Origin of the sequence: Pectobacterium artocarpous, from assembly GCF_046159765.1 — a bacterium.
Taxonomy (GTDB): Bacteria; Pseudomonadota; Gammaproteobacteria; order Enterobacterales; family Enterobacteriaceae; genus Pectobacterium.
This window is the reverse complement of sequence record NZ_JBJXVK010000008.1, coordinates 24,944-49,039: the sequence shown is the minus strand read 5'-3', so window position 1 is coordinate 49,039 and position 24,096 is coordinate 24,944. Positions and strand designations below refer to the sequence as shown.

Here is a 24,096-nt window from a genome sequence, read left to right as displayed (position 1 = left end):
AAATCATCGCTTTTAACCCCCTGCATCACTCTGTTAATTTCTTGCAATATGATCCACATCAAATTTTACCGTATACTGCTTTGTTAGTATCTCAATGCTAATAATTTTTAAGAGAGAGTTAGTGTGAAAGCTGACAACCCCTTTACTCTATTACTCCCGGCCGCAATGGCAAAAGTTGCTGAAGACGCAGGAGTTTATAAAGCTACCAAACAACCTTGTACGACGTTTTATTTGGCGATAACCGCGGGTGTATTTATTTCGATCGCCTTCGTCTTTTATATTACCGCCACCACAGGAACCTCAACGATTCCTTTCGGTATCGCGAAACTGATCGGTGGTATCTGTTTCTCCCTTGGTCTCATGTTGGTTGTCGTCTGCGGTGCGGACTTATTCACCTCAACCGTTCTCATCGTGATTGCCAAGGCCAGTGGACGTATTACCTGGAAGCAACTAGCCTATAATTGGGCAAATGTCTATGTCGGCAACCTGATTGGTGCCCTCTTCTTCGTTGGGCTTATCTGGTTCTCGGGAGAGCACATGGTCGCAAACGGTGCGTGGGGTCTCAACGTCCTGCAAACGGCTGAACACAAACTTGAACACACATTTGTTGAAGCGCTGTGTCTGGGGATTCTGGCTAATCTAATGGTTTGTCTCGCCGTGTGGATGAGCTACTCAGGCCGTACACTTACCGACAAAATGTTTGCCATGATCCTGCCTGTCGCCATGTTTGTTGCCAGTGGCTTTGAGCACAGTATCGCTAACATGTTCATGATTCCTATGGGCATCGTTATCAAAAATTTTGCGGCCCCAGAATTCTGGAACACTATCGGAATGGTGCCCTCTCAATTTGAACATTTAACCGTTAGCCACTTCATTACCGATAACCTGATTCCCGTCACGCTGGGGAACATCATCGGCGGTGGTGTTCTGGTCGGTTTAACATATTGGGTAATTTATTTGCGCGGTGGAGACAAGCACCACTGAGGTGCAATCGGCCGCAACGTCGGGTTTTAAGAAATCCATATCAAAGGTAGGTGTAAAATGACCGAGCTGAATGAAAAATTGGCCGATGCATGGCAAGGCTTTAGCAAAGGTGAATGGCAGGATAACGTCAACGTTCGTGACTTTATCCAGAAAAACTACACACCGTATGAAGGTGATGAGTCTTTCCTGGCTGGCGCAACCAAAGCGACTTCTGCGCTGTGGGACAGCGTCATGGAAGGCATCAAACAGGAAAACCGCACTCACGCTCCTGTTGATTTTGATACCAATGTTGCTGCAACTATCACGTCTCACGACGCGGGATACATCAACAAAGCTCTGGAAAAAATCGTTGGTCTTCAGACTGACGCACCATTGAAACGTGCTCTGATTCCTTTCGGCGGCATTAAAATGGTTGAAGGTTCATGCAAAGTTTACGGTCGTGAACTGGATCCTCAACTGAAAAAAATCTTCACTGAATACCGCAAAACGCACAATCAGGGCGTGTTCGATGTTTACACCCCAGATATCCTGCGTTGCCGTAAATCTGGCGTTCTGACAGGCCTGCCAGATGCCTATGGTCGTGGCCGTATCATCGGTGACTACCGTCGCGTTGCGCTGTACGGTATCGACTTCCTGATGAAAGATAAGTTTGCTCAGTTCACTTCTCTGCAAACCAAACTGGAAAACGGCGAAGATCTGGAAGCAACAATCCGTCTACGTGAAGAAATTGCCGATCAACACCACGCGCTGAGCCAAATTAAAGAAATGGCTGCTAAATATGGCTGCGATATTTCTGGCCCGGCAACAACCGCTCAGGAAGCGGTTCAGTGGACTTACTTCGGCTACCTGGCTGCGGTGAAATCACAGAATGGTGCGGCCATGTCCTTTGGACGTGTTTCAACCTTCCTGGATATCTACATTGAGCGCGATCTAAAAGCAGGCAAAATCACCGAAGAAGAAGCCCAGGAAATGATTGACCATCTGGTCATGAAACTGCGTATGGTGCGTTTCCTGCGTACCCCTGAGTACGATGAACTGTTCTCTGGTGACCCGATCTGGGCGACCGAGTCTCTGGCTGGTATGGGTCTGGATGGTCGTACGCTGGTAAGTAAAACCAGCTTCCGTTTCCTGAACACCCTGTACACCATGGGGCCGTCTCCAGAGCCAAACATGACCATCCTGTGGTCTGAAAAACTGCCACAGAATTTCAAAAACTATGCGGCTAAAGTCTCCATCGATACCTCTTCTCTGCAATACGAGAATGACGATCTGATGCGTCCTGACTTCAACAACGATGACTACGCGATTGCTTGTTGCGTCAGCCCAATGATCGTTGGTAAGCAAATGCAGTTCTTCGGCGCCCGTGCAAACCTGGCAAAAACCATGTTATACGCTATCAACGGCGGCGTGGATGAAAAACTGAAAATGCAGGTTGGCCCGAAATCAGAACCGATCAAAGGCGACGTACTGAACTTCGACGAAGTGATGGATCGTATGGATCACTTCATGGACTGGTTGGCTAAGCAGTATGTCACCGCGTTGAACATCATTCACTACATGCATGACAAATACAGCTACGAAGCATCGCTGATGGCACTGCATGACCGTGACGTGTTCCGTACTATGGCGTGTGGTATCGCGGGTCTGTCTGTTGCTGCTGACTCCCTGTCTGCCATCAAATATGCCAAAGTGAAACCGGTTCGTGATGAAGACGGCCTGGCTATCGACTTTGATATCGAAGGCGAATATCCGCAATTCGGTAACAACGACGCTCGTGTAGATGAACTGGCTTGTGATCTGGTAGAACGTTTCATGAAGAAAATTCAGAAACTGAATACCTATCGTGGCGCAACCCCGACTCAGTCTGTTCTGACCATCACCTCTAACGTGGTATATGGTAAGAAAACGGGTAACACACCAGACGGTCGCCGCGCAGGTGCTCCATTTGGACCAGGTGCAAACCCAATGCACGGTCGTGACCAGAAAGGTGCTGTTGCCTCTCTGACTTCTGTTGCCAAACTGCCGTTTGCTTACGCGAAAGATGGTATTTCTTATACCTTCTCCATCGTCCCTAACGCGTTAGGTAAAGATGACAATGTGCGTAAAGCTAACCTTGCCGGCCTGATGGATGGTTATTTCCATCACGAAGCTAGCATCGAAGGCGGCCAGCACTTGAACGTCAACGTCATGAACCGTGAAATGCTGCTTGATGCGATGGAAAACCCGGAGAAATATCCACAGTTGACTATCCGTGTATCTGGCTACGCAGTGCGTTTCAACTCACTGACGAAAGAACAACAACAAGACGTCATCACCCGTACGTTCACTCAGTCAATGTAATTTCCATGACTGTCTGAAAAGGCGTAAAATAAAGGCTCCACGTCAGTGGGGCCTTTTTCTCACCCTCGCTTGTCGTCCAGACTGTTAGCCTGTTTTGCCAGCCCGCTATATTGCCCTCACCCTGTGGATGGCTAGCAAAACAGATTCGACGCAGCATCTGTCACACGGTGTTCTTCTGTCAGCCGCCCTGTCAGTGATACCTGCTTTCTCATGACTGCGCTCATAAAGACCGCTATTGTTCGGTCAACTTTGGAGAAAACCTCGCAATGTCAGTAATCGGTCGCATCCACTCCTTTGAATCCTGTGGCACCGTCGATGGCCCAGGTATCCGTTTCATCATCTTTTTCCAGGGCTGTCTGATGCGCTGCCTGTATTGCCATAACCGAGATACCTGGGACACACACGGCGGCAAGGAAGTGACGGTGGAAGAACTTATGAAAGAAGTTGTGACCTACCGCCACTTTATGAATGCGTCCGGCGGCGGCGTAACCGCATCCGGCGGCGAGGCCATTCTTCAAGCCGAGTTTGTACGCGACTGGTTCCGCGCCTGCAAGGCGGAGGGCATTAGCACCTGTCTGGATACCAATGGATTTGTGCGCCGTTATGACCCCGTTATTGACGAACTATTGGACGTCAGCGATTTAGTGATGCTCGATCTAAAACAAATGAATGACGACATACACCAGAATTTAGTTGGCGTATCGAACCATCGTACTCTGGATTTCGCTCGCTATCTGGCAAAGCGTAACCAGCGTACCTGGATACGTTATGTGGTCGTCCCCGGCTGGTCTGATGACGATGCATCTGCACACAAGCTGGGCGAATTTACCAAAGATATGACGAACATCGAGAAGATTGAGCTTCTTCCCTATCATGAACTTGGCAAACACAAGTGGATCGCCATGGGTGAAGAGTACAAATTGGACGGTGTTAAACCGCCGAAGGCCGATACCATGGATCGTATTAAATCAATCCTTGAAAGCTACGGTCACAAGGTCATGTACTAACCTCTGACATTTTTTGAAAAAATAGCGCGCTTATGGTGCGCTATTTTCATGGTAGCGAAGAGATATCCTTACGTCGTCAAGTGCTGTGCTAAGCCAGATTCCCTGCTGCCTTGATTTTCACCTGTACCGCATTCCCTGGCAAATAAGCCAAAGGAATTTCCTGATAGTCGATGATTTCAACGCTGCCCGGCATCGCTCCCGTCTCTTCAGCCAGACAAACGGTTTGCTGTTGCAGTTCGCTTTTTATCTTTTCACGATCGTTATCCGGCATTTTAACCACGCGCTCAATCTGTGCGCCAACCTTCCCTAACGCCACACCAACCGCATTTGCCGCATCAAAATTCTGCGGACGCATGACCTGACTGATACCAGATAAAACATCAGGCAGCAAAATACTGCCGCCACCAACCAGCACGGCGGGAATAGCCGCACTCGACGATTTGATCCGATCGATAGCACTTTCCACTTTATCAATCATCTGACGATAAGCCTGCTGGCAAAATACGTTATCCAGCTCAGGTAACGGGCGAGAAAGATCGGATGTCCATCGCTCGCGATGGAGTTGCAGCATGATATCACTGAGCGTTAGCGTCTCCCCACCAAAGCTGACGCCCTGTTCAAGAAGGCGATAGCCGACGCTGTCAGGTCCAAGGGTGAGTTTTCCATCCTGAGACTGTCGCACGCAGGTTCCACCACCAATGCCGATAGAGATAATATCCGGCATTCTGAAATTCGTCCGTACATCGCCCACCTCAACGGCGATGGCCGATTCTCGTGGGAAACCATTCACCAACACACCAATATCTGTCGTTGTGCCGCCGACATCAATAATCAGCGCATTATCCAATCCCGACAGGTGACACGCCCCACGAATCGAGTTTGTTGGTCCGCAGGCCATCGTCAGAATGGGATATTGCTTCACCATACTTTCGGACATCAATGTGCCATCGTTTTGCCCAAAGAACGGTATAGCCTTAATACCATGTCGGATTAGCGCTTGCGTAAAGCCGTTAACAAAGCGGTTAGCGGTGCTTTGTAACGACGCATTCAGGATGGTTGCGTTCTCCCTTTCCAGTAGTCCCGTGCTACCAACCCGGTGGGATAACGACAGAGAAACTCCAGGTAATGCTGCATTTACCCATTGGGCAACCTGCAACTCCTGCTCGTTATTGACGGGAGAAAATACGCCACAAATCGCCATACTATCCACATGACCGCGCATCTTGTCACAAACCGCCAGGACTTCATCCCGCAGTACGGGATAAATCTCGCGGCCATCAAATTCATAGCCACCATGAATTTGGTAGAAATGCTCACCTAATGTCCTTTGCCACTCGTCATCCCAACCAAATAGCGGCGGAACGCTATCGCTACTTGGCAGACTCAGACGCAATAATCCAACACGATCCAGCCCCTTCCGTTCAACAATCGCATTGGTACATTGCGTGGTGCCCAACATCGCATAGCGAATATGTTGCGGCTCGATACCTGACTGTGCCAGGACGTCTGCAATAACCCGTTCGATGCCGCTATAAATATCCAGGCTGGTAGGAAATTTGGCCGTCGCAATACAGCGCAGATTTGCATCTAAAATTGCTGCATCCGTGTTGGTGCCGCCGACATCAATCCCGAGTCGGTAATCATTTTTATGTAACATCGGGAAAGCCTCAGCGATTTGCAAGCTGTTCTATCGGCACATACTGCACCGGATAACCGAAATATTCCGGCCCCGCAACGTCAATCCCTTTTGGCGTTCGCCACTTGTCATTACACGGATAGGCGATAACATCGACTCGCTGCCCATAACGTAAATGTTCCGTAATAATCGGACGTCCGGTTTCACTGTCTACGATGGAGATTAAATCAGGCACAACAGCCAGCAGATTATCCTGCGTAGGATCTGCCACCTGTGACGAGCGATAAGCGAGCAATAGCTCATTCTGGAAAAGCACTGTAAACGACTCACCCTTATCGTTCCCCATACCATCCAACACCACCTTGCCCCGGGCAAGCCCTCCTATGGTACGGCGGTCGACATCAACAACCTTGCCAGATGCAATGATGTGACCATCAAGTATGGCAAGTAAGGATTGCACCGGATGACTTCCTGACTGGTGAGCCAGACGCAGTGTCTTTCCAATATCCTGCGCCAGCGTGAGCGTACCTTTGATTGCGCTACGCTTAAGTTGACTACCGCGCAATGGGTAATCACACATGGCACATGCAGCGCCCATTTGTTCCGCAATGACCCTTGCCAAACGCTCAGACCACATACCATCAATAGGATTTAAGGTAACCGTATTTCCCTTTTCATCAGCTAACGTATTGGGCGCCGAAGGTAAACCATCAAGAAAAAAAGTCACCATCTGTGCTTCGGGAAAAGCCCTCCCCATCGCGTCACAATCGACGATAGGTACACCTTTTGCAGCCGCAACGACAAACGGTATAAGCGAATTCATACCACCGACTTCGATTGGAAACGTTGCTGTGATAGATCGCTCAAGCGCCTTTTCCATCGCGTCAAATGCCCGAACGAACTGGCCCGCTGACATAATTTTTTCAACAACTACCGTCGTTGCGCCAATCATGCTGCAAGGCACAAACATATCATCATCTTTAATTTCATCTAAATCGAATATAGTCACTTCAGACGCATTTTTTAATGCGTGTTTTGCCATCAAAGAGCCTACATACGGATCACCGCCGCCTCCTGTACCAAGAACAGCGGCCCCTAGTGCTATATCATCGATTATTTGTGCATTGATAGAACGAGACATACTTCTACCCAAGATCTCATGTTATCTGCGTAACACGTTTAATCTGCCAATTTAGGGAGAAATTTATGTATGCCGATATAAACCGCCATACTCACCATGACGCCATCCAAGGCAGAGATCGAGCTTATCGTAAATAAATCAAAAAAATCTGGGGAGGTTAATAGGCTCACAATACTACCGAGAGACCAAGATATAGCCGCCACCACATTCAAGAATGAAGCTTCTGATACACTTTCCTGCAAACGTGAAGATTTAATAAAATAATATTCGACGAGATAAACACCCGCAATAGGGGAAATCAGGACACCAAGCAGTGACAAGAATTGAGTAAAATTATTAATCATACCGTTGTAAGCTAACAGCAACCCGGCAATCGCCATTAGTACAGCCAATACCGGTCGAGATAACGCTCGAATAACAACGGATAGGCTCAGCGATGCAGAAACAAGGTTGGTACTATTTGTTGTCCATTGGGCAAAAATAAGTACCACAATAGCAGACATACCCAAACCAATACTGAAAAATACCTCAACTAAATCTTCTGTACCGACCAGATGAGTTAGAATAAGTGCCACAACTATCGTTGAGCTATTACCCAAAAAGAACCCTAATCCTGCACCGAGAAGCGCATCTTTACGCGTTTTTGCATAGCGGGCAATATCCGGTGACATCACAGCAGAGACTATCCAGATAGAAACGACATAAGAGATAGCGCTTCCCATACTAATTGGAGCTTTAATTATTGGAAGAGGTAATTCAGGGTGGGTATTTGCTGCTAAAACCAGACCCGTAATTATCAATATCAACATGAGTGGAACACTGAATACACTCAGTTTACCTAATGCCCTGACACCCCAGATAGCTGTAGATGCCATCAGCACCATACCGAAAACTAAAATAAGAAAACGACCTGGTTCAAATTGATAATGGAGGAGTGCCTTTTGGAGCATCACACCAAAAAAATCGAGTTGAAAAGCAAACCAACCAATCAATGATACGGCAGAGAAAATACCGATGATCTTTCCACCAAGACGCCCAAAGACAGAAATACTTAGTAGCGTTGTTGATAGCCCACAGCCATAACCGACGTTAGCACATAATGCTGCCAACACACCTAAAAAGGCAGAACCAATAAGTGTAGCGCTAACTGCCTGGGAAAAAGGCAATCCACCGCTTAAGAAAGCACCAAGAAATAGACCTGAGATGTCAATTCCCATTGCCAACCAAATTAAAGTAATAACATACCAGCTTTTTCTGGCTTCAGCCGGTACAGGTTCGTATTCGTAATCATAGATTTGCCGTTCCTGTTGTTGTTTTTCAGGTACAGCTTTCCCTTGAGACATATTCCCTCCATTAAATAAGCAGCAAATAATTATTGTATCGTTGTGATATTTTATAGAGGTTGCCTGATGGCGTATAGAGCAATGGTGTCGTCAGCAAGCTAACAACACCATTGTGCTTATGAGAGACCCTGATGTGACGCATAAAACCACACATTTTGTGGCAACCACATCAACGATGTGGCGTAAAGACAAGATAAATGGGTTTCATATCGATTAATACAGATATATTTTGATGTTAACATTCAGATATGTAATGTATGCGAAGGAAATGCTATGCGCTTAGATAAACTGGAGATCCGCTGGTTAAAGCTTTTTTGCAAAATTGTTGAAAAACAAGGAATTACCAATGCTCAAACTGCAACAGGCTTAAGCCAACCCGTCCTAAGCCACTACCTCTCTCGTCTTGAAGATACACTAGGGCTAGTCCTGTGCGAACGTGGACGTGGGGGATTTGCCCTAACAACCGAAGGGGAAGTGGTCTATCAGGAGGCTAAATCTGTCATCGCTACGTTGGACGATTTTGCTAATCGATTAGCAAATATAAAACATCAGCTTATTGGAAAAGCTCGGATTGGTTGTCTGGATAATACCGTTACTCACCCAGAAAAAGTTATTTCTAATGCTATTCGCAAACTGTACGAACAAAGCCCTGATGTCGCAGTCGAACTGGAGATTGGTGACTATACACCATTAATGGAACGTTTGAAAAATGGTCACCTTGATATTATTCTGAGCGTTTTACCAGATGATGTTCCAGTAGATATCCATTTCCAGCCTGTTTTCGTTGAAAACAGCCATTTCTATTGCGCTTCTGAACACGGAGAACGAATAGCAAGAGAGTGGCGCGATGGCACACTTAACCCTAACAGACTGCTAATCGGTGGGCATGCACTGCATGAAATTAGTAAACAGTTAGGGCCTGTTGCAAAAAAAGGTTTGCAAAACACAGCATGGAACGTAGAGGCAAGTTTACTGCTATTGCTGGCAGGAACACATATTGGTTTTCTCCCAGATCACTACGCCGCGCCTTGGGTTGAAAAAGGAAAACTCACCGCAATTGCACCAGATCGTTTAAAGCTAACCAGCATATTTTATCTGGTGCGAAACGCAAAACAGCGCCTTAGCCCAGTAGCCGAAGCGCTGTGGAATAACATGGTAGAAGCGGGACAAAGCTCACTGGCCAGCCTAGATGTCGCTAGCTCATGCTGTAGCTAATGGTGTTGGATGGTGATCGGCTTTTCTGAGCAACATCGTCAGGTAAATCATTGCAATAACAGCGATCAATACAAACAGCAAGCGATCGGAGTAGCTCTGCATCAATACCGCAGCAACGCTTGGCCCGCAAAGACTGCCAAGCGTGTAGCTGAGGAGCAAGGCCTGATTCATCGCCACCAATTCATCAGGGCGCACTTTTTCACATGCCCACGACATGGCAACGGGATATAGCGTAAACCCTGCACATCCCAGAAGCAACAGCGACGGCGCCATGGCATAGTGACTAATGCTTAACATGGCAATACAGCCAATAATAACAACAAAGACTAATACGCGTAGAACCAACAAACGACCATATCGATCGGCCATACGTCCAATAGGCCATTGACCGATAATCCCTGAGCTGATCAGCAGTGCCATCCAATATCCAACCTGCGCGTCATTCATTCCCTGATGAGAGAGATACAGTGGCATCAGACCATACAGCGACCCTAAAATTGCGCCGGAAATAATACAGCCGTGTACGCCTAAACGGGCACTGCGATACGTCAGCATTTTCAACATACTGACCGACTTTTCTTGCTGTTCTGGTGGCGTGGGAAGACGAGTAAACAGCAAAGGTAATATTGCTAAAATAACCAGTGTGACCATCCACGGCAGGAGGCTCAACAACGCTGTCAGCAATATGCCAAGTAGAAGTTGTCCAATCACGCTACCGAGGTAATAGGCAATCATATAAGCAGCCAGCAGTTGCCCTCGTTGTGTCGGCGTTCCGCTACATAACAAGGCGCTTTCAACCACAACCCAGATTAACGCACAGCCGATCCCGGCAATAAAACGCCAGAACAACCAACTGCCAATATCCGCAGAAATACCGAGACAAGCAATCGCGACGCCAAATACTAAAGCGGCAAAATAATAGCTGCGATTAAATCCATAAAGTTTGATTAATTTACCGGCTAATAGCGTTCCAACCAGATTGCCGCCGAAATAGGATGAGCCAACGAGGCCAACCTGCCAGACGGGAAGAGATTGATAACTCAGCCAAAGTGGTACCAGAGTATTTAATACCGCGATACAAACTGTCAGCAGCAAGAGTCCGCAGAGCAATAGCAGCACTGGGCGGGAATAAGCAGACATAGCGAAGTGGATAACCAAACAACTGGAGAAAAGTGAGCGCATCATGCCACTGCGTTTGTAAAAGTCAATCCGGGCAAAAAGTGCTAAAAGTCCTTTCTCAAGTTATGGATTGAAAGAATTCATCAACGCACACAGAGAAACCTTTACACATGAAAACAGAAGCAATTCATTTCACTGATTTTAAATCATTTTTATCTTTAAAATTCAGTCACGCAGATTGTTTAAGGTAGAGAAACTATTTTTACGATGAAAAAATATTACCGAACGCCAGGCATAAAAAAGCGCCCTTAAACGGACGCTTTATCCAGATAGCTGGCAATTAGCCAATAAATTCCAGCCCGCCCATATACGGACGCAGCACTTCAGGAATTTCAATACGGCCATCGGCCTGCTGGTAGTTTTCCAGAACAGCCACCAGTGTACGACCAACTGCCAGACCAGAACCGTTCAACGTGTGAACCAGACGGGCCTTCTTGTCGGACTTGCTGCGGCAGCGAGCCTGCATACGACGCGCCTGGAAATCCCACATGTTTGAGCAAGAAGAGATTTCACGGTACGTATCCTGCGCTGGCAGCCAGACTTCCAGATCGTAAGTTTTGGTGGAGCCAAAGCCCATATCACCTGTGCACAACAAGACCTTACGATACGGTAATTTGAGCAGTTGCAGCACCGTTTCGGCGTGAGTCGTCAATTCTTCCAGCGCCTGCATAGAATCTTCAGGACGGACGATTTGTACCAGCTCTACTTTGTCAAACTGATGCATACGAATCAACCCACGCGTATCGCGACCATAGGAACCTGCTTCAGAACGGAAACACGGCGTGTGAGCGGTCATCTTCAACGGCAAGGATTCTTCATCAAGAATCTCGTCACGCACCAGATTGGTCAACGGAACTTCAGCCGTCGGAATCAGTGCATAGTTGCTGCTTTCTGCTTCTTCGCTCAACGGTCTGGTATGGAACAGATCTTCGCCAAATTTTGGCAACTGACCGGTACCGTATAATGTGGCGTGGTTGACCAGATAAGGCACATAGGCTTCCTGATAGCCATGCTGTTGCGTATGCAAATCTAGCATGAACTGGGTAAGCGCACGATGCAGACGGGCAATTTGTCCTTTCATCACGACAAAACGCGCACCGGTTAATTTCACCGCAGCGGCAAAATCCAGTCCGGCAGCCATCTCTCCGAGTTCAACATGATCGCGCACCGGGAAATCATACTTACGCGGCTCACCCCAGCGAACCACTTCCTGGTTCTCTGAGTCATCCTTGCCAAGCGGCACGGCATCGTCAGGCAGGTTTGGGATCGTTAGCGCCATATCGCGAATTTCATTCTGCAGCTGATCCAACTCGGCTTTCGCGACATCCAGTTTTTCGCCTAATATGTTGACTTCACGACGCAAAGGCTCGATATCTTCACCGCGTGCTTTCGCTGCACCAATCTCTTTCGAACGGGAGTTACGCTCTGCCTGCAGGTTCTCGGTTTCTACCTGCAATACTTTACGACGTTCTTCCTGCTTACGCAGGGTCTCAACATCCAGCTTAAAGCCTCTGCGAGCCAGTAACTTTTCGGCGACTGCGTCTAGCTCATTACGCAGTAAATTGGGATCGAGCATGCTAATCCTGTGCTTATGATTATCAAATGAAATAGTGGCGTACACGGCGCGCTACGCGGCCGGTTTCAGAAAATACCTCAATAACCTTACCGCAACGCTTAGTTCAACGGTAGCGTTTTGTCGGGCTATTTTGATCCTGAGCGGCAAGCCAGGCGAGCTTTTCACCAATTTTGCCTTCAAGACCGCGCGAAGTCGGCGTGTAATAGTGCGTATCCGCCATTTCCGGCGGAAAATAGATCTCGCCGGCCGCATAGGCATTAGGTTCATTGTGTGCGTACCGATACTCTGCCCCGAGCCCCATTTCTTTCATCAACCGGGTCGGCGCGTTGCGCAAATGTTCGGGAACATCATAGTCTGGCTTCTCGCGCGCATCCTGCATCGCCGCTTTGAACGCACTATATACAGCGTTACTTTTGGGGGCGCAGGCTAGATAAACTATCGCCTGAGCGATGGCGCGCTCCCCTTCTGCCGGGCCAACGCGAGTGAAGCAATCCCAGGCGGAGATAGCCACCTGCATCGCACGCGGATCGGCGTTGCCGACATCTTCCGACGCGATCGCTAACAATCGTCGAGCCACATACAGCGGATCGCCACCGGCAGTGATAATTCTGGCGTACCAATAAAGCGCCGCATCCGGCGCAGAACCTCTTACCGATTTATGCAGCGCCGAAATCAGGTCGTAATAGCGGTCACCTTTGTTATCAAAGCGGGCGCTACGTTCGCCAGCGATTTCGTTGAGGAGCGCCGGCGTCAGGACACGCATGCCCTGCGCGTCAATTTCCACCATATCCGCCATCATTTCCAGGCTATTCAGCGCACGTCTGGCATCACCGTTGACCAATTCGGCCAGCATTCGCGCGGTTTCAGCTGGCAGGACAATATTCTGTCCGCCGTATCCTCGCTCGCTGTCGCTCATTGCCTGCTGCAAGACCTGCTCAATATCTTCCGCCGTCAGCGCTTTTAGCAAATAGACGCGGGCGCGCGACAACAATGCGGAATTGAGTTCGAAAGAAGGATTTTCCGTTGTCGCACCAATAAAGGTGATCGTTCCATCTTCAATATGTGGCAGAAATGCATCCTGCTGACTTTTGTTGAAACGATGGACCTCATCGACAAACAAAATAGTGCGACGCCCCGCATTGCGATTTTGTCGGGCACGCTCAATCGCTTCACGAATTTCTTTAATACCGGACGTCACGGCAGAAATGCGTTCTACATCAGCCTGCCCGTAATGCCCAATCAATTCTGCCAGCGTGGTTTTTCCCGTGCCTGGCGGCCCCCAAAGAATCATCGAATGCAGTTGCCCTGCTTCAATGGCTCGTGGCAAAGGCTTACCAGCGCCTAATAAGTGCTGTTGGCCAATATACTGCGCCAACGTCGCAGGCCGCATACGTGCGGCCAGAGGTTGGCATTCATTGTGGGAAAAATCAAGGGACAGGTTGCTCACACTGGCCTCACTGACGCTGGTCATCCAACGTGACGCCTTTCGGCGGTATGAACGTGAATTGCGCAGCATCAACAGCGGTATTTTGCTGGTTCTTCAGCACATAAGTGCTCCGCTGCCCATCCTGTTCCGTCGCGGTAAACTGCTTGATAATGCCGTTTGTCGTCACATTAATCGCGAACTGTTTCAGATTACCGTTCGCGGATTTCGGCGTAAGCTCAAAATCATCGCCTTTCTGACGCACATCGTATTTATTCCAGTCACTCGCATCGTTACGCGTAATCAGAATGAACGGCGTATTTCCTGTTGCATCTTTCAGCCAGGTTGCCGTCACTTGCTCAACAAACGGATTGTAGAACCACAATGTTTTTCCGTCAGAAACAAGAGTACTTTCATCCGGTGATGTGGTTTTCCAGTTAAATAAGTTAGGGCGCTTCAACCACAGTTCGCCTTCCCCTTCCTGCACGGCTGCGCCGTCGGCGCTGGTGACTTTCTGGCTAAAATTTGCATGGAAACTGTTTACTTTATTGAGACGACCCTGCAAATCTTTTGCTGCGTTCGCATAGACAGCGGTTGAGGTCATACTTGCAATCAGGCAACTGATAACTAACCACTTTTTCATACGCATAATCCTTTGAATTTCTTGATATAACAACCTTCACATAGTGAGGCCAGATGCTTTGCAAGGCATCAATGTGACTTGTGGCTCGGTGTTACTTGTCGAACTACGTTATTGTAGGTCTATGTTATCTGAACCCACTCGGGCGGCGATAGGTGAATTATCTGCTTATCACGGCTTTTACGCTTCTTTGCATAAAGGCTGCACGCGCAGCCTTTAGAGTGGAGTGAAGTCAATCAATACAACGCGATTATTCCATGGATGGCGGCGCCAATACCTCGCGGTTGCCATTGTGCCCAGGGGAGCTGACGATGCCCTGCGCTTCCATTTGTTCAACGATTCGCGCGGCGCGGTTATAGCCAATTCGGAACTGGCGCTGTACACCGGAAATGGATGCACGGCGCTTATCGACGACAAACTCTACCGCCTGATCGAACAGAGGATCGAGCTCTTCATCACCATCAAGACCGAGGCTTGCACCTTCAGCATCATCGCCACCGCTGACAATATTGTCGATATATTGAGGACGGCCACGCGCTTTCCAGTCCTGAACGACGGCGTGAACCTCCTCGTCGCGGACAAAAGCGCCATGCACACGGACAGGTATCGAGGAGTTCGGAGCCATATACAGCATATCCCCCATCCCCAAGAGCGACTCTGCACCGCCTTGATCGAGGATAGTCCGTGAGTCGATCTTGCTGGACACAGTAAACGCGATACGCGTCGGAATATTCGCTTTGATCAATCCGGTGATGACATCAACGGAAGGACGCTGCGTCGCCAGAACGAGATGAATCCCCGCTGCACGCGCTTTTTGCGCCAGTCTGGCAATCAATTCTTCAACTTTCTTACCCACCGCCATCATCAGGTCCGCAAATTCATCGACCATCACCACAATATACGGCAGTTTTTCCAGTACTGGCGGCGTCATATCCATACTGTCACCCGGCTTCCAGAACGGATCGGGGATCGGGCGTCCCATTGCATTTGCTGTCATCACCCGTTCGTTGTATCCCGCCAGATTACGCACGCCAAGCGCAGACATCAGCTTATAGCGACGTTCCATTTCACCGACGCACCAGCGCAACGCATTTGCCGCATCCTTCATATCGGTCACGACTTCCGTCAGCAAATGCGGAATACCTTCGTACACCGAGAGTTCCAGCATTTTCGGGTCGATCATGATGAAGCGCACGTCTTCCGGCGTGGCTTTATACAACATACTGATGATCATGGCATTGACGCCGACCGATTTACCCGATCCCGTCGTACCCGCAACCAGCAGGTGCGGCATTTTCGCCAGATCGGCAACGACCGGTTCGCCTGCAATATCTTTGCCCAACACAATCGACAGCGGCGACGGGTTATCGCGGAATTTGTCGCAGTCCAATACTTCACGCAGATAAACCGTCTGACGATGCGCATTCGGCAGTTCCAGACCGACATACGGTTTACCCGGAATGACCTCAACAATACGCACCGCGACAACGGACAGAGAACGTGCCAAATCGCGCGACAGATTCGAGATCCGCGCCGCTTTAACACCCGGCGCCAGATCCAATTCAAACCGTGTGATCACCGGGCCTGGCGAATGATCGACCACATCGGCTTTTACCCGGAAATCAGCCAGACGCGCTTCGATCAGTCGCGCCGTCTGTTCCAACGCGAAATTATCAACAGGCGCTTCGCTGGCCGTCGGCGGAGTCAACAAATCCAACGTTGGCAGCGGCGTAGTCGGCTTCTGTAGCGGTTGTTCATTGCGCATCAGGAATGGATGAATCAGGCCATCCATTGCCGGATGACGCGCAGGTGCCGCCGGACTGTCCTGCTGCGTAACCTCTGCAGGAACTGACGTCGCTTGCACTGGCTGATCAAACGTCAACGGGCTGCACTCATCATCATCCTCACCGGCATGCATAGGAAGATCGGATTCGGCACGATAAGACGGCTGCGTATATGTAGGTTTACTGAACGTAGGCGGCTCAGGCTCACGATTATTCTCCGCGCTAAACGGCGAGAATGAAAAATCGTTATGCGCTACCACAGGAGCTGGTTGGACGGGCTCACTGACCGCAGGCGGTACTGTCGGAGCGGGGATTTCTTCATCGCGCTGCAATGCATCAGCATCATAACGGGATTGCTGCTGTGCAGCGAAATCTCTGGCTAACTGCGCTTGCAAAAGCGCGTCTTCATTCTCTTCCTGTAACGGATATTCATCACCGTAACGCTGGCGCTGCTGATTCAGGTACTCCTGCTGTAGCGCGGCTTCCTGACGAGCGATATCATCAGGTGTTTCTTCCTGATAGATGTCGCTCGTCAATTCCGTTTTCGCACTCTCATTCTGCGCCTGTAGCCTTGCTTGCTCTTCAGCCAGCCGCTGCGACGGCAATTTGATTCCGTATGACGCCAATTCGCGTCGAGTAGGAATGCGTACCGGATTAGGGCGCGGTAGTTCCGGCCCCACGCCGCGTTTAATCTGCGGATTATCATCACCATCGGCGCTAAACGCAGGCATAAAGGTGTTATTCTCGTTGAAATGCGTATCACGTGAAGGCTGTGTCGGTTCCGCAAAAGGCTGAACTACCGGTGCCGTTACGGTACTATTTCCGTAAGGCGTATACGCGCTGCTATGAAGTTCAGGCGACGTCGCGATCTCAGTCATCGCTGCAGGCGTTTCAGGAATTTCAAACGAATAGAGCGGTGGATTCAGCGACGATGCCTTATCAATCGTTGATGGAGCAACAGATGGCACAATACCAGACGATGCGTCAGGTAACGCCGAATCTGACGCGGTCAGTTCAGGGAATGTTGATCCTGCCGCTGGCGTTTCTGCTGAGAAGGTCGGTGTTATTGCAGCCATAGTGTTTTCGGCTGAAGATGATGACGTATCTATCTTATTATCTTCCGCCGTATCGTTTACGACATCAGCCATAGAAGGGGCAGAAAACAGTACATCATCGTCATCGCGCGGCTGCATTATTGCCTCCCCCGACGCTTCATCGTGGCGTAGGTTAAGCACATCGCGTTCATCTTCTTCACGATCGTTTTCTTCACTGCACTCTTCATCGCGACGTGAACGGTTTGACATAAATGTCAGACAGCCCAACACGCCTGCACCAATTTTTTCAGCAATCGTTAGCCATGACCAACCGGTAAACAACGTTAACCCTGCGCCCCACACGCACAGCAGAATCAGCGTCGCGCCCATGCTGTTGAAACGCGGAATCATTGAGCTGCTCAATAGGCTTCCCAAGACACCACCAGAAGCAAAATAGTAGAGATCGTCAATATTCAACGCAGCCAGACCACAAGAGGTCAGAATCAGCGCCAATGTCCCAATCAGACGAAGTGAAAAGGTAAAGTAGTCAATAGACTGGTGGTTATCACGCTGACGGAAAGCAGCCCAACACAGGGATAACATAATCGGCGGAATGGCATAGGCCAACACACCAAAAATAAAGAACAGCGTATCCGCCAGCCATGCACCTGCTACCCCACCCAAGTTGTGAATAGGCTCATGCCATGCAGTCTGTGACCAACTGGGATCGGAGGGGCTGAAACTGAGTAGTGCGACACTGAGATAAACCGCAAAAAGTGCCACAACGATTAAAATCGCTTCAAGCAAACGACGTGTTCCACTGAGCTTTTTCAGGGTAACGTCTTTATCTTCTGTATATTCCTGGCTCAAGAGTCTCTCCAGGGGCCTGTAAGGTTTATGACAAAGCGCCGAGAAAACCCGGCGCTGGGACTGTATAAATTCACAGGAGTGTAGCTGAATTTATCGGGTTTTGCACCCACACGTTTATCGCGTCTTAATGACCAGACGGTTACTTTGTTTCACTTCTTCCATCACCACGTAAGTACGGGTGTCGTTTACGCCCGGCAAACGTAGCAGCGTTTCGCCCAGGAGCTTACGGTAAGCGGACATATCCGGCACGCGCGTTTTCAACAGGTAGTCAAAATCACCAGAAACCAGGTGGCACTCCTGAATCTCTTCCAGCTTCTGCACAGCAGCATTGAACTGCTCAAACACATCAGGCGCGCCACGATTTAGTGTAATTTCAACAAAAACCAGCAGTGACGCATCCAGATAATGCGGGTTTAGCAACGCTGTATAGCCATTAATGAAACCCTGTCTTTCCAGACGACGCACACGCTCCAGACAAGGTGTTGGCGACAACCCAACACGTTTGGATAGCTCGACATTGGAAATACGTCCATCTTTTTGCAATTCGTTCAGGATGTTACGATCAATACGATCGAGATCTTTTCCTGGCCGTTTTTTAGTGTCTACCATTATTATGGTCTCTCTTCACTTTTCCCTGCACCCGCTTTACCCCGATAGACCTCATGTATCAGAGCTACCCTTAAAGAAGACACGCTGCCTATTTTGTATATCAACAGTCATTAACTTCTCGTTCTCGTCCCACGTAATGTTCACCTGCGAAGAAGACCCTCACGTCATATCCGTGGCCCAAAGGCCTACCAGGCAAAAACGAATAAAAGCCGAGCTTTTAACTGTTCACATACAAAAAATTTCCTCTTACCCAGATGTTTTCGCAAATGCACAGCCGATTGTCAAAGCAAAACAACGAAAATCAGAAGAAACTGCCAGATTGGATAGGCAAGGACCATTCGCCGAGGTGACTTCAATCATTTTACTTATGAATGTGGCTGATTTTTCAGCTGTTTGTCATAATCATCGTCATTAACGATTAAACAAATAGCTAGCAACTTTTCTGCATACTTTTTTTACTCATGTAATTTCCTTACAATCATTCTTATTGTCCGTGGCAGAGACTGTTCATAATAAGTCAGCGTGTTTGTCGTAGAGACCGTTCATATGAACATTATCCGCCATCATGAAATGAGGAAAGCATGGGTACCGTTAAACACCACAAGTTGTTGATTCTGGGCTCAGGCCCGGCTGGCTATACTGCCGCAGTTTATGCTGCGCGGGCGAATTTACAGCCAGTATTGATCACTGGTATGGAAAAAGGCGGTCAGTTGACGACCACGACCGAAGTAGAAAACTGGCCGGGCGACGCCGATGAGTTAACTGGCCCGCTGTTAATGGAACGCATGCACGCACATGCGACCAAATTCAATACCGAAGTGATCTTCGATCATATTGGACATGTTGATTTGCAGAACCGTCCCTTCCGTTTATTTGGTGATAGCGACGAATACACCTGTGACGCACTGATCATCGCCACGGGTGCATCGGCTCGCTACCTTGGTCTGCCATCTGAAGAGGCATTTAAAGGCAAGGGCGTTTCCGCCTGCGCAACCTGTGACGGATTCTTCTATCGTAAGCAAAAAGTCGCCGTAGTTGGCGGCGGAAATACCGCCGTTGAAGAAGCACTGTATCTGTCTAACATCGCTTCGGAAGTGCACTTAATCCACCGCCGCGAGGCATTCCGCTCAGAGAAGATTCTGATCGACCGTCTGATGGATAAAGTCAAAAACGGCAACATTATCCTGCATACCAACCGTACGTTGGATGAAGTGCTTGGCGATGACATGGGTGTGACCGGTGTTCGTATCCGCGATACGCAAAGCGATGCAGCGGAAGAGCTGGAACTGTCTGGCGTGTTTATCGCTATCGGTCACAGTCCGAACACCGCCGTGTTCGGTGGTCAGTTGGAACTGGAAAATGGTTATATTAAGGTGCAATCCGGAATTCACGGCAACGCGACACAGACCAGCATCCCTGGTGTTTTTGCCGCAGGTGACGTCATGGACCACATTTACCGTCAGGCCATTACCTCCGCAGGTACCGGCTGTATGGCGGCACTCGATGCAGAGCGTTACCTGGACGGATTGACCGTTAACAAGTAATCCACTGTTGATTACGGAGCGGAGACAGCCGTTCCGTTTTCTTCCCTCTAACTTACCTCACGCAACACAAAAATTGATCGTCCCCCCATTTCCCCTCTCCTTTTCGTTTGCAGCACGCCCCCGTCGCGGTAACATGGCTCATTCTGCCTGATAGAAGATAATTTTGTTAACTAACAGTTGCATGAGAGTTGTTTTCTGTTAAATCCATTTCTGCAATATAACGAACTGGTGCCTGATGAAAAAAACCAGACAGCAAGAACTGACCGCCTGGCTGAAACAGCAGAGTAAGCTGGCGCAACGTTGGCTACGGATTTCACTGCTGCTTGGATTCCTGAGCGGCACGTTAATCGTGGCACAAGCCTGGCTATTAGCTACGCTGCTTCATGCCTTGATCATCGAGCATGCCCCTCGAGAATCCCTGCTCCCCCCTTTTTTTCTGCTTATCGCCACTTTTATTCTGCGTGCGTTCAACAGTGTGTTACGCGAACGTGTCGGTTTTCTGTGCGGACAAGCAGTACGACAGCAAATTCGTAAGCTGGTACTGGACCGATTGCAACAGCTTGGCCCTGCCTGGGTAAAAGGTAAACCGGCCGGCAGTTGGACAACGATGATCCTTGAGCAGATAGATGATATGCAAGATTATTACGCCCGCTACCTGCCGCAAATGTATCTTGCCGCACTGATTCCTATGCTTATCTTAATCACGATTTTTCCGCTGAACTGGGCCGCAGGTTTGATCCTGTTTCTGACCGCTCCGCTTATCCCGCTTTTTATGGCGCTGGTCGGCATGGGCGCAGCGGATGCTAACCGACGCAACTTTCTGGCGCTGGCACGCCTGAGCGGACATTTCCTCGATCGCCTTCGTGGGATGGAGACGCTACGTCTGTTTCATCGTGGCAAAGCTGAAACCGAACAAATCCGCCATGCTTCCGAGGATTTTCGCAGTCGCACGATGGAAGTACTGCGCATGGCGTTTCTCTCCTCAGGCGTACTAGAATTTTTCGCTTCCATTTCAATCGCCGTTGTCGCCGTCTATTTCGGTTTCTCTTATCTCGGAGAACTGGATTTCGGTCACTACGGAATGGGGGTGACACTCTTCGCCGGTTTTCTTGTGCTGATTCTGGCACCGGAATTTTTTCAACCTTTACGCGATCTGGGTACGTTCTATCATGCCAAAGCTCAGGCTATCGGCGCAGCAGAATCGCTGGTGACTTTTTTATCCGAGGAAGGTGAAACGGTAGGCTTTGGCACCCACACCTTCAGCAGCGATACTGCCATTGCTATTCGGGCCGAAGATCTGGTTGTCCTCGCGCCGAATGGCACGCCACTGACCCAACCGTTGACGTTCGATATTCGCGCAGGCGAACGTATCGCGTTGGTCGGTCTCAGCGGCGCAGGAAAAAGCTCACTGCTTAATATGCTGCTAGGGTTCCTGCCCTATCGCGGGTCATTGACCGTCAACGGTCAGGCACTAAACACGCTGACGCCTGAATCATGGCGCAAGCAATTAAGCTGGGTTGGGCAAAACCCTCATTTACCTGAACAGACGCTGCGCAGCAATATTCTGCTGAGTAACCCACAGGCCAGTATTGTGGAATTACAGCAGGCGATTGAGCGTGCCTATGTACAAGAGTTTTTACCTCAGCTACCGCAGGGGCTGGAAACCACAATCGGTGACAGCGCGGCGCGCTTATCTGTTGGGCAGGCACAGCGCGTCGCCGTTGCCCGCGCGCTTATTCATCCTTGCAACTTATTGCTGCTGGATGAACCATCAGCCAGTCTGGATGCCCATAGCGAAGAGCTGGTTATGACGGCGTTGAATAAAGCCGCACGCCACCAGACCACGTTGCTAGTCACGCACCAGCTCAACGATATCACCGAATATGATGCGATTTGGGTAATGGACGGTGGTCGGTTAGTCCAACAAGGGGATTATCAAACACTCCGCGCCGAAGCAGGCCCCTTTGCGACGTTGCTGGCACAACGACAGGAGGCGCTGTAATGGCTCAGAGAAAAACGATGCAGGTATTAAAACCGTTTCTGGGACTCTATCGCCAACACATCTGGCGCTTAAGTCTGGGCATTGCGCTGGCTATTGCTACACTACTTGCCAGTATTAGCCTACTCGCCCTATCCGGCTGGTTTCTTGCGGGAGCCGCACTGGCAGGACTTGTCGGGCTGCTCACCTTTAACTATATGCTGCCCGCTGCCGGCGTGCGGGGTGCGGCTATCGCACGTACGGCGGGGCGTTATGGAGAAAGAGTCGTCAGTCATGATGCCACTTTCCGCGTTCTGCTGCGCTTACGTGTTTTCACCTTTTCACGTATTTTGCCGCTCTCTCCGGGTGGGCTGGCGCAATTTCGTCAGGCTGAGCTGCTCAACCGACTTGTGGCGGACGTGGATACGCTCGACCACCTCTATCTTCGCGTGATTTCCCCCATCGTCAGCGCATTCGCGGTCATTCTTATCGTCTGTTACGGTCTGAGCTTCATTGACGCCTCATTGGCGTTAACGCTTGGTGCCATCATGCTGGTGCTGCTGCTGTGTCTGCCAGTTTTGTTTTATCGGGCAGGAAACGGCATCGGGCAGGAGTTGACCGCATTGCGGGCACAATACCGCCTTCAACTAACCACTTGGCTGCAAGGTCAGGCGGAGCTAACCGTCTTCGGCGCACTCGATCGCGTCCGTCAACAGTTGGCACTGGTGGAAATTAACTGGCTGCGTCGTCAACGCCAGCAAGCCAATCTTACCGGCCTGTCTCAGGCGCTGATGATTCTGTGCAGCGGGCTGACCGTTACCCTGATTCTGTGGCTGGCGGCGGATGGCGTTGGCGGTAATCCACAGCCCGGCGCATTGATTGCCCTGTTCGTGTTTGCCTCGCTTGCCGCTTTCGAGGCATTGGCCCCCGTAACGGCGGCTTTCCAGCATATGGGACAAGTGATTGCCTCCGCCGCGCGGGTCGATCAAATCATTCGCCAGCCCGTTGACATCACATTTCCTGATCATGGACCAGACATTTCACGCGAAGCCTCAGTTGAACTCTCACATGTCAGGTTCACGTACCCCGGTCAGCCACAGCCCGTGTTACAGAATATCGCCCTTTCCATTAAGCCGGGCGAGCATTTGGCGCTGCTGGGCCGTACCGGGTGCGGGAAATCGACGCTATTACAGCTGCTAACCCGGGCATGGAATTGTGAATGCGGGGATATTACGCTGAATGGCCACTCTCTTGCCGATTGGCGGGAAGCCGATCTCCGCGCAATGATGTGTGTGGTACCACAGCGCGTGCATATTTTTAGCGCAACGCTGCGTGACAACCTCCTACTGGCCGCACCCACTACGCAGGACGAAAAACTGGCCGAGGTATTGCGGCAGGTCGGTTTGGAAAAGCTGCTGGAAAATGAAGGGCTGAATGCCTGGCTGGGAGAAGGCGGTCGCCAGCTCTCCGGTGGTGAACAACGCCGTATCGCTTTAGCACGTGCCTTATTACACGACGCGCCGCTGGTTCTGCTGGATGAACCCACCGAAGGGTTGGATGCGGAGACGGAAAAACGTATTCTGCAATTGCTCCGCCAGCACTGTGCCGATAAGACGCTGATCGTCATCACTCACCGGCTATACGGTCTAGAATCAATGGATCGCATCTGTATTCTGGACGACGGCAAGGTGATCGAACAGGGTAGCCATCAGGCACTAATGGCGCAAAAAGGTCGTTATTGGCAATTCCGCCAACACGTTTAAGGCAAACTCAGTTGAAATACAACGTTTGAA

At 49.8% G+C, this 24,096-nt stretch carries 16 protein-coding genes; 7 read left to right on the top strand and 9 right to left on the bottom strand.

Annotated features, from left to right (window positions below; genetic code table 11):
- Nucleotides 1-123: 123 nt before the first annotated feature.
- The 3 genes from focA (at nt 124) to pflA (ending at nt 4,331) form a co-directional block, all read left to right on the top strand.
- A complete protein-coding gene (gene focA / locus ACKQAD_RS07050) occupies nt 124-984 on the top strand; it encodes a formate transporter FocA (protein WP_409159492.1) in 861 nt (286 codons plus the stop codon).
- Between the two features lie 57 nt (nt 985-1,041).
- Nucleotides 1,042-3,324 carry a formate C-acetyltransferase gene (gene pflB, locus ACKQAD_RS07045; protein ID WP_409159491.1) on the top strand — a complete coding sequence of 761 codons (2,283 nt, stop codon included), beginning with the start codon at nt 1,042-1,044 and terminating at the stop codon, nt 3,322-3,324.
- Nucleotides 3,325-3,590: 266 nt separating this feature from the next.
- Entirely contained in the window at nt 3,591-4,331 is a 741-nt protein-coding gene (gene pflA, locus ACKQAD_RS07040; protein WP_319847461.1) for a pyruvate formate lyase 1-activating protein, read from the top strand.
- A gap of 88 nt (nt 4,332-4,419) precedes the next feature.
- Here the strand turns inward: pflA and ACKQAD_RS07035 are convergent, their stop codons facing one another.
- Genes ACKQAD_RS07035 through ACKQAD_RS07025 form a run of 3 tightly spaced genes read right to left on the bottom strand, consistent with a single transcriptional unit; the run spans nt 4,420 to nt 8,451 of the window.
- Nucleotides 4,420-5,988: a hydantoinase/oxoprolinase N-terminal domain-containing protein gene (locus ACKQAD_RS07035; RefSeq protein ID WP_409159490.1), complete on the bottom strand. Its 1,569-nt coding sequence runs from the start codon at nt 5,986-5,988 to the stop codon at nt 4,420-4,422.
- Between the two features lie 10 nt (nt 5,989-5,998).
- On the bottom strand, nt 5,999-7,108 hold the full coding sequence (locus ACKQAD_RS07030) for an S-methyl thiohydantoin desulfurase family protein (protein ID WP_409159489.1): 1,110 nt from the start codon (nt 7,106-7,108) through the stop codon (nt 5,999-6,001).
- 38 nt (nt 7,109-7,146) lie between these two features.
- Complete coding sequence (locus tag ACKQAD_RS07025) at nt 7,147-8,451, bottom strand: cytosine permease (RefSeq protein ID WP_409159488.1); 1,305 nt, start codon at nt 8,449-8,451, stop codon at nt 7,147-7,149.
- 273 nt (nt 8,452-8,724) lie between these two features.
- Between ACKQAD_RS07025 and ACKQAD_RS07020 the strand changes: the two genes are divergently transcribed.
- The gene (locus tag ACKQAD_RS07020) at nt 8,725-9,666 is read left to right on the top strand and encodes a LysR family transcriptional regulator (RefSeq protein WP_409159487.1); all 942 of its coding nucleotides are present in this window, start codon (nt 8,725-8,727) and stop codon (nt 9,664-9,666) included.
- On the opposite strand, the gene ACKQAD_RS07015 is transcribed toward ACKQAD_RS07020, so the two are convergent.
- The 6 genes from ACKQAD_RS07015 to lrp form a co-directional block, all read right to left on the bottom strand.
- A complete protein-coding gene (locus ACKQAD_RS07015) occupies nt 9,652-10,806 on the bottom strand; it encodes an MFS transporter (RefSeq protein WP_409159577.1) in 1,155 nt (384 codons plus the stop codon). The genes ACKQAD_RS07020 and ACKQAD_RS07015 overlap by 15 nt on opposite strands.
- Nucleotides 10,807-11,125: 319 nt before the next feature.
- The gene (gene serS, locus ACKQAD_RS07010) at nt 11,126-12,421 is read right to left on the bottom strand and encodes a serine--tRNA ligase (protein WP_409159486.1); all 1,296 of its coding nucleotides are present in this window, start codon (nt 12,419-12,421) and stop codon (nt 11,126-11,128) included.
- Between the two features lie 103 nt (nt 12,422-12,524).
- On the bottom strand, nt 12,525-13,868 hold the full coding sequence (locus ACKQAD_RS07005) for a replication-associated recombination protein A (protein WP_409159576.1): 1,344 nt from the start codon (nt 13,866-13,868) through the stop codon (nt 12,525-12,527).
- Nucleotides 13,869-13,875: 7 nt separating this feature from the next.
- Nucleotides 13,876-14,487: an outer membrane lipoprotein periplasmic chaperone LolA gene (gene lolA, locus ACKQAD_RS07000; protein ID WP_409159485.1), complete on the bottom strand. Its 612-nt coding sequence runs from the start codon at nt 14,485-14,487 to the stop codon at nt 13,876-13,878.
- A gap of 247 nt (nt 14,488-14,734) precedes the next feature.
- Nucleotides 14,735-18,172, bottom strand: coding sequence for a DNA translocase FtsK 4TM domain-containing protein (locus ACKQAD_RS06995; RefSeq protein ID WP_498044228.1), 3,438 nt, complete (start codon nt 18,170-18,172; stop codon nt 14,735-14,737).
- Between the two features lie 114 nt (nt 18,173-18,286).
- Entirely contained in the window at nt 18,287-18,781 is a 495-nt protein-coding gene (gene lrp, locus ACKQAD_RS06985; RefSeq protein ID WP_010277211.1) for a leucine-responsive transcriptional regulator Lrp, read from the bottom strand.
- A 581-nt stretch (nt 18,782-19,362) separates the two neighbouring features.
- On the opposite strand from lrp, the gene trxB reads away from it, so the two are divergent.
- From trxB to cydC, 3 genes are all read left to right on the top strand, one after another.
- On the top strand, nt 19,363-20,325 hold the full coding sequence (gene trxB / locus ACKQAD_RS06980) for a thioredoxin-disulfide reductase (protein ID WP_409159484.1): 963 nt from the start codon (nt 19,363-19,365) through the stop codon (nt 20,323-20,325).
- Nucleotides 20,326-20,560: 235 nt separating this feature from the next.
- On the top strand, nt 20,561-22,327 hold the full coding sequence (gene cydD / locus ACKQAD_RS06975; RefSeq protein ID WP_409159483.1) for a heme ABC transporter permease/ATP-binding protein CydD: 1,767 nt from the start codon (nt 20,561-20,563) through the stop codon (nt 22,325-22,327).
- Nucleotides 22,327-24,066: a heme ABC transporter ATP-binding protein/permease CydC gene (gene cydC, locus ACKQAD_RS06970; protein WP_409159482.1), complete on the top strand. Its 1,740-nt coding sequence runs from the start codon at nt 22,327-22,329 to the stop codon at nt 24,064-24,066. The genes cydD and cydC overlap by 1 nt, the downstream gene beginning before the upstream one ends.
- The last annotated feature ends 30 nt before the right edge of the window (nt 24,067-24,096 follow it).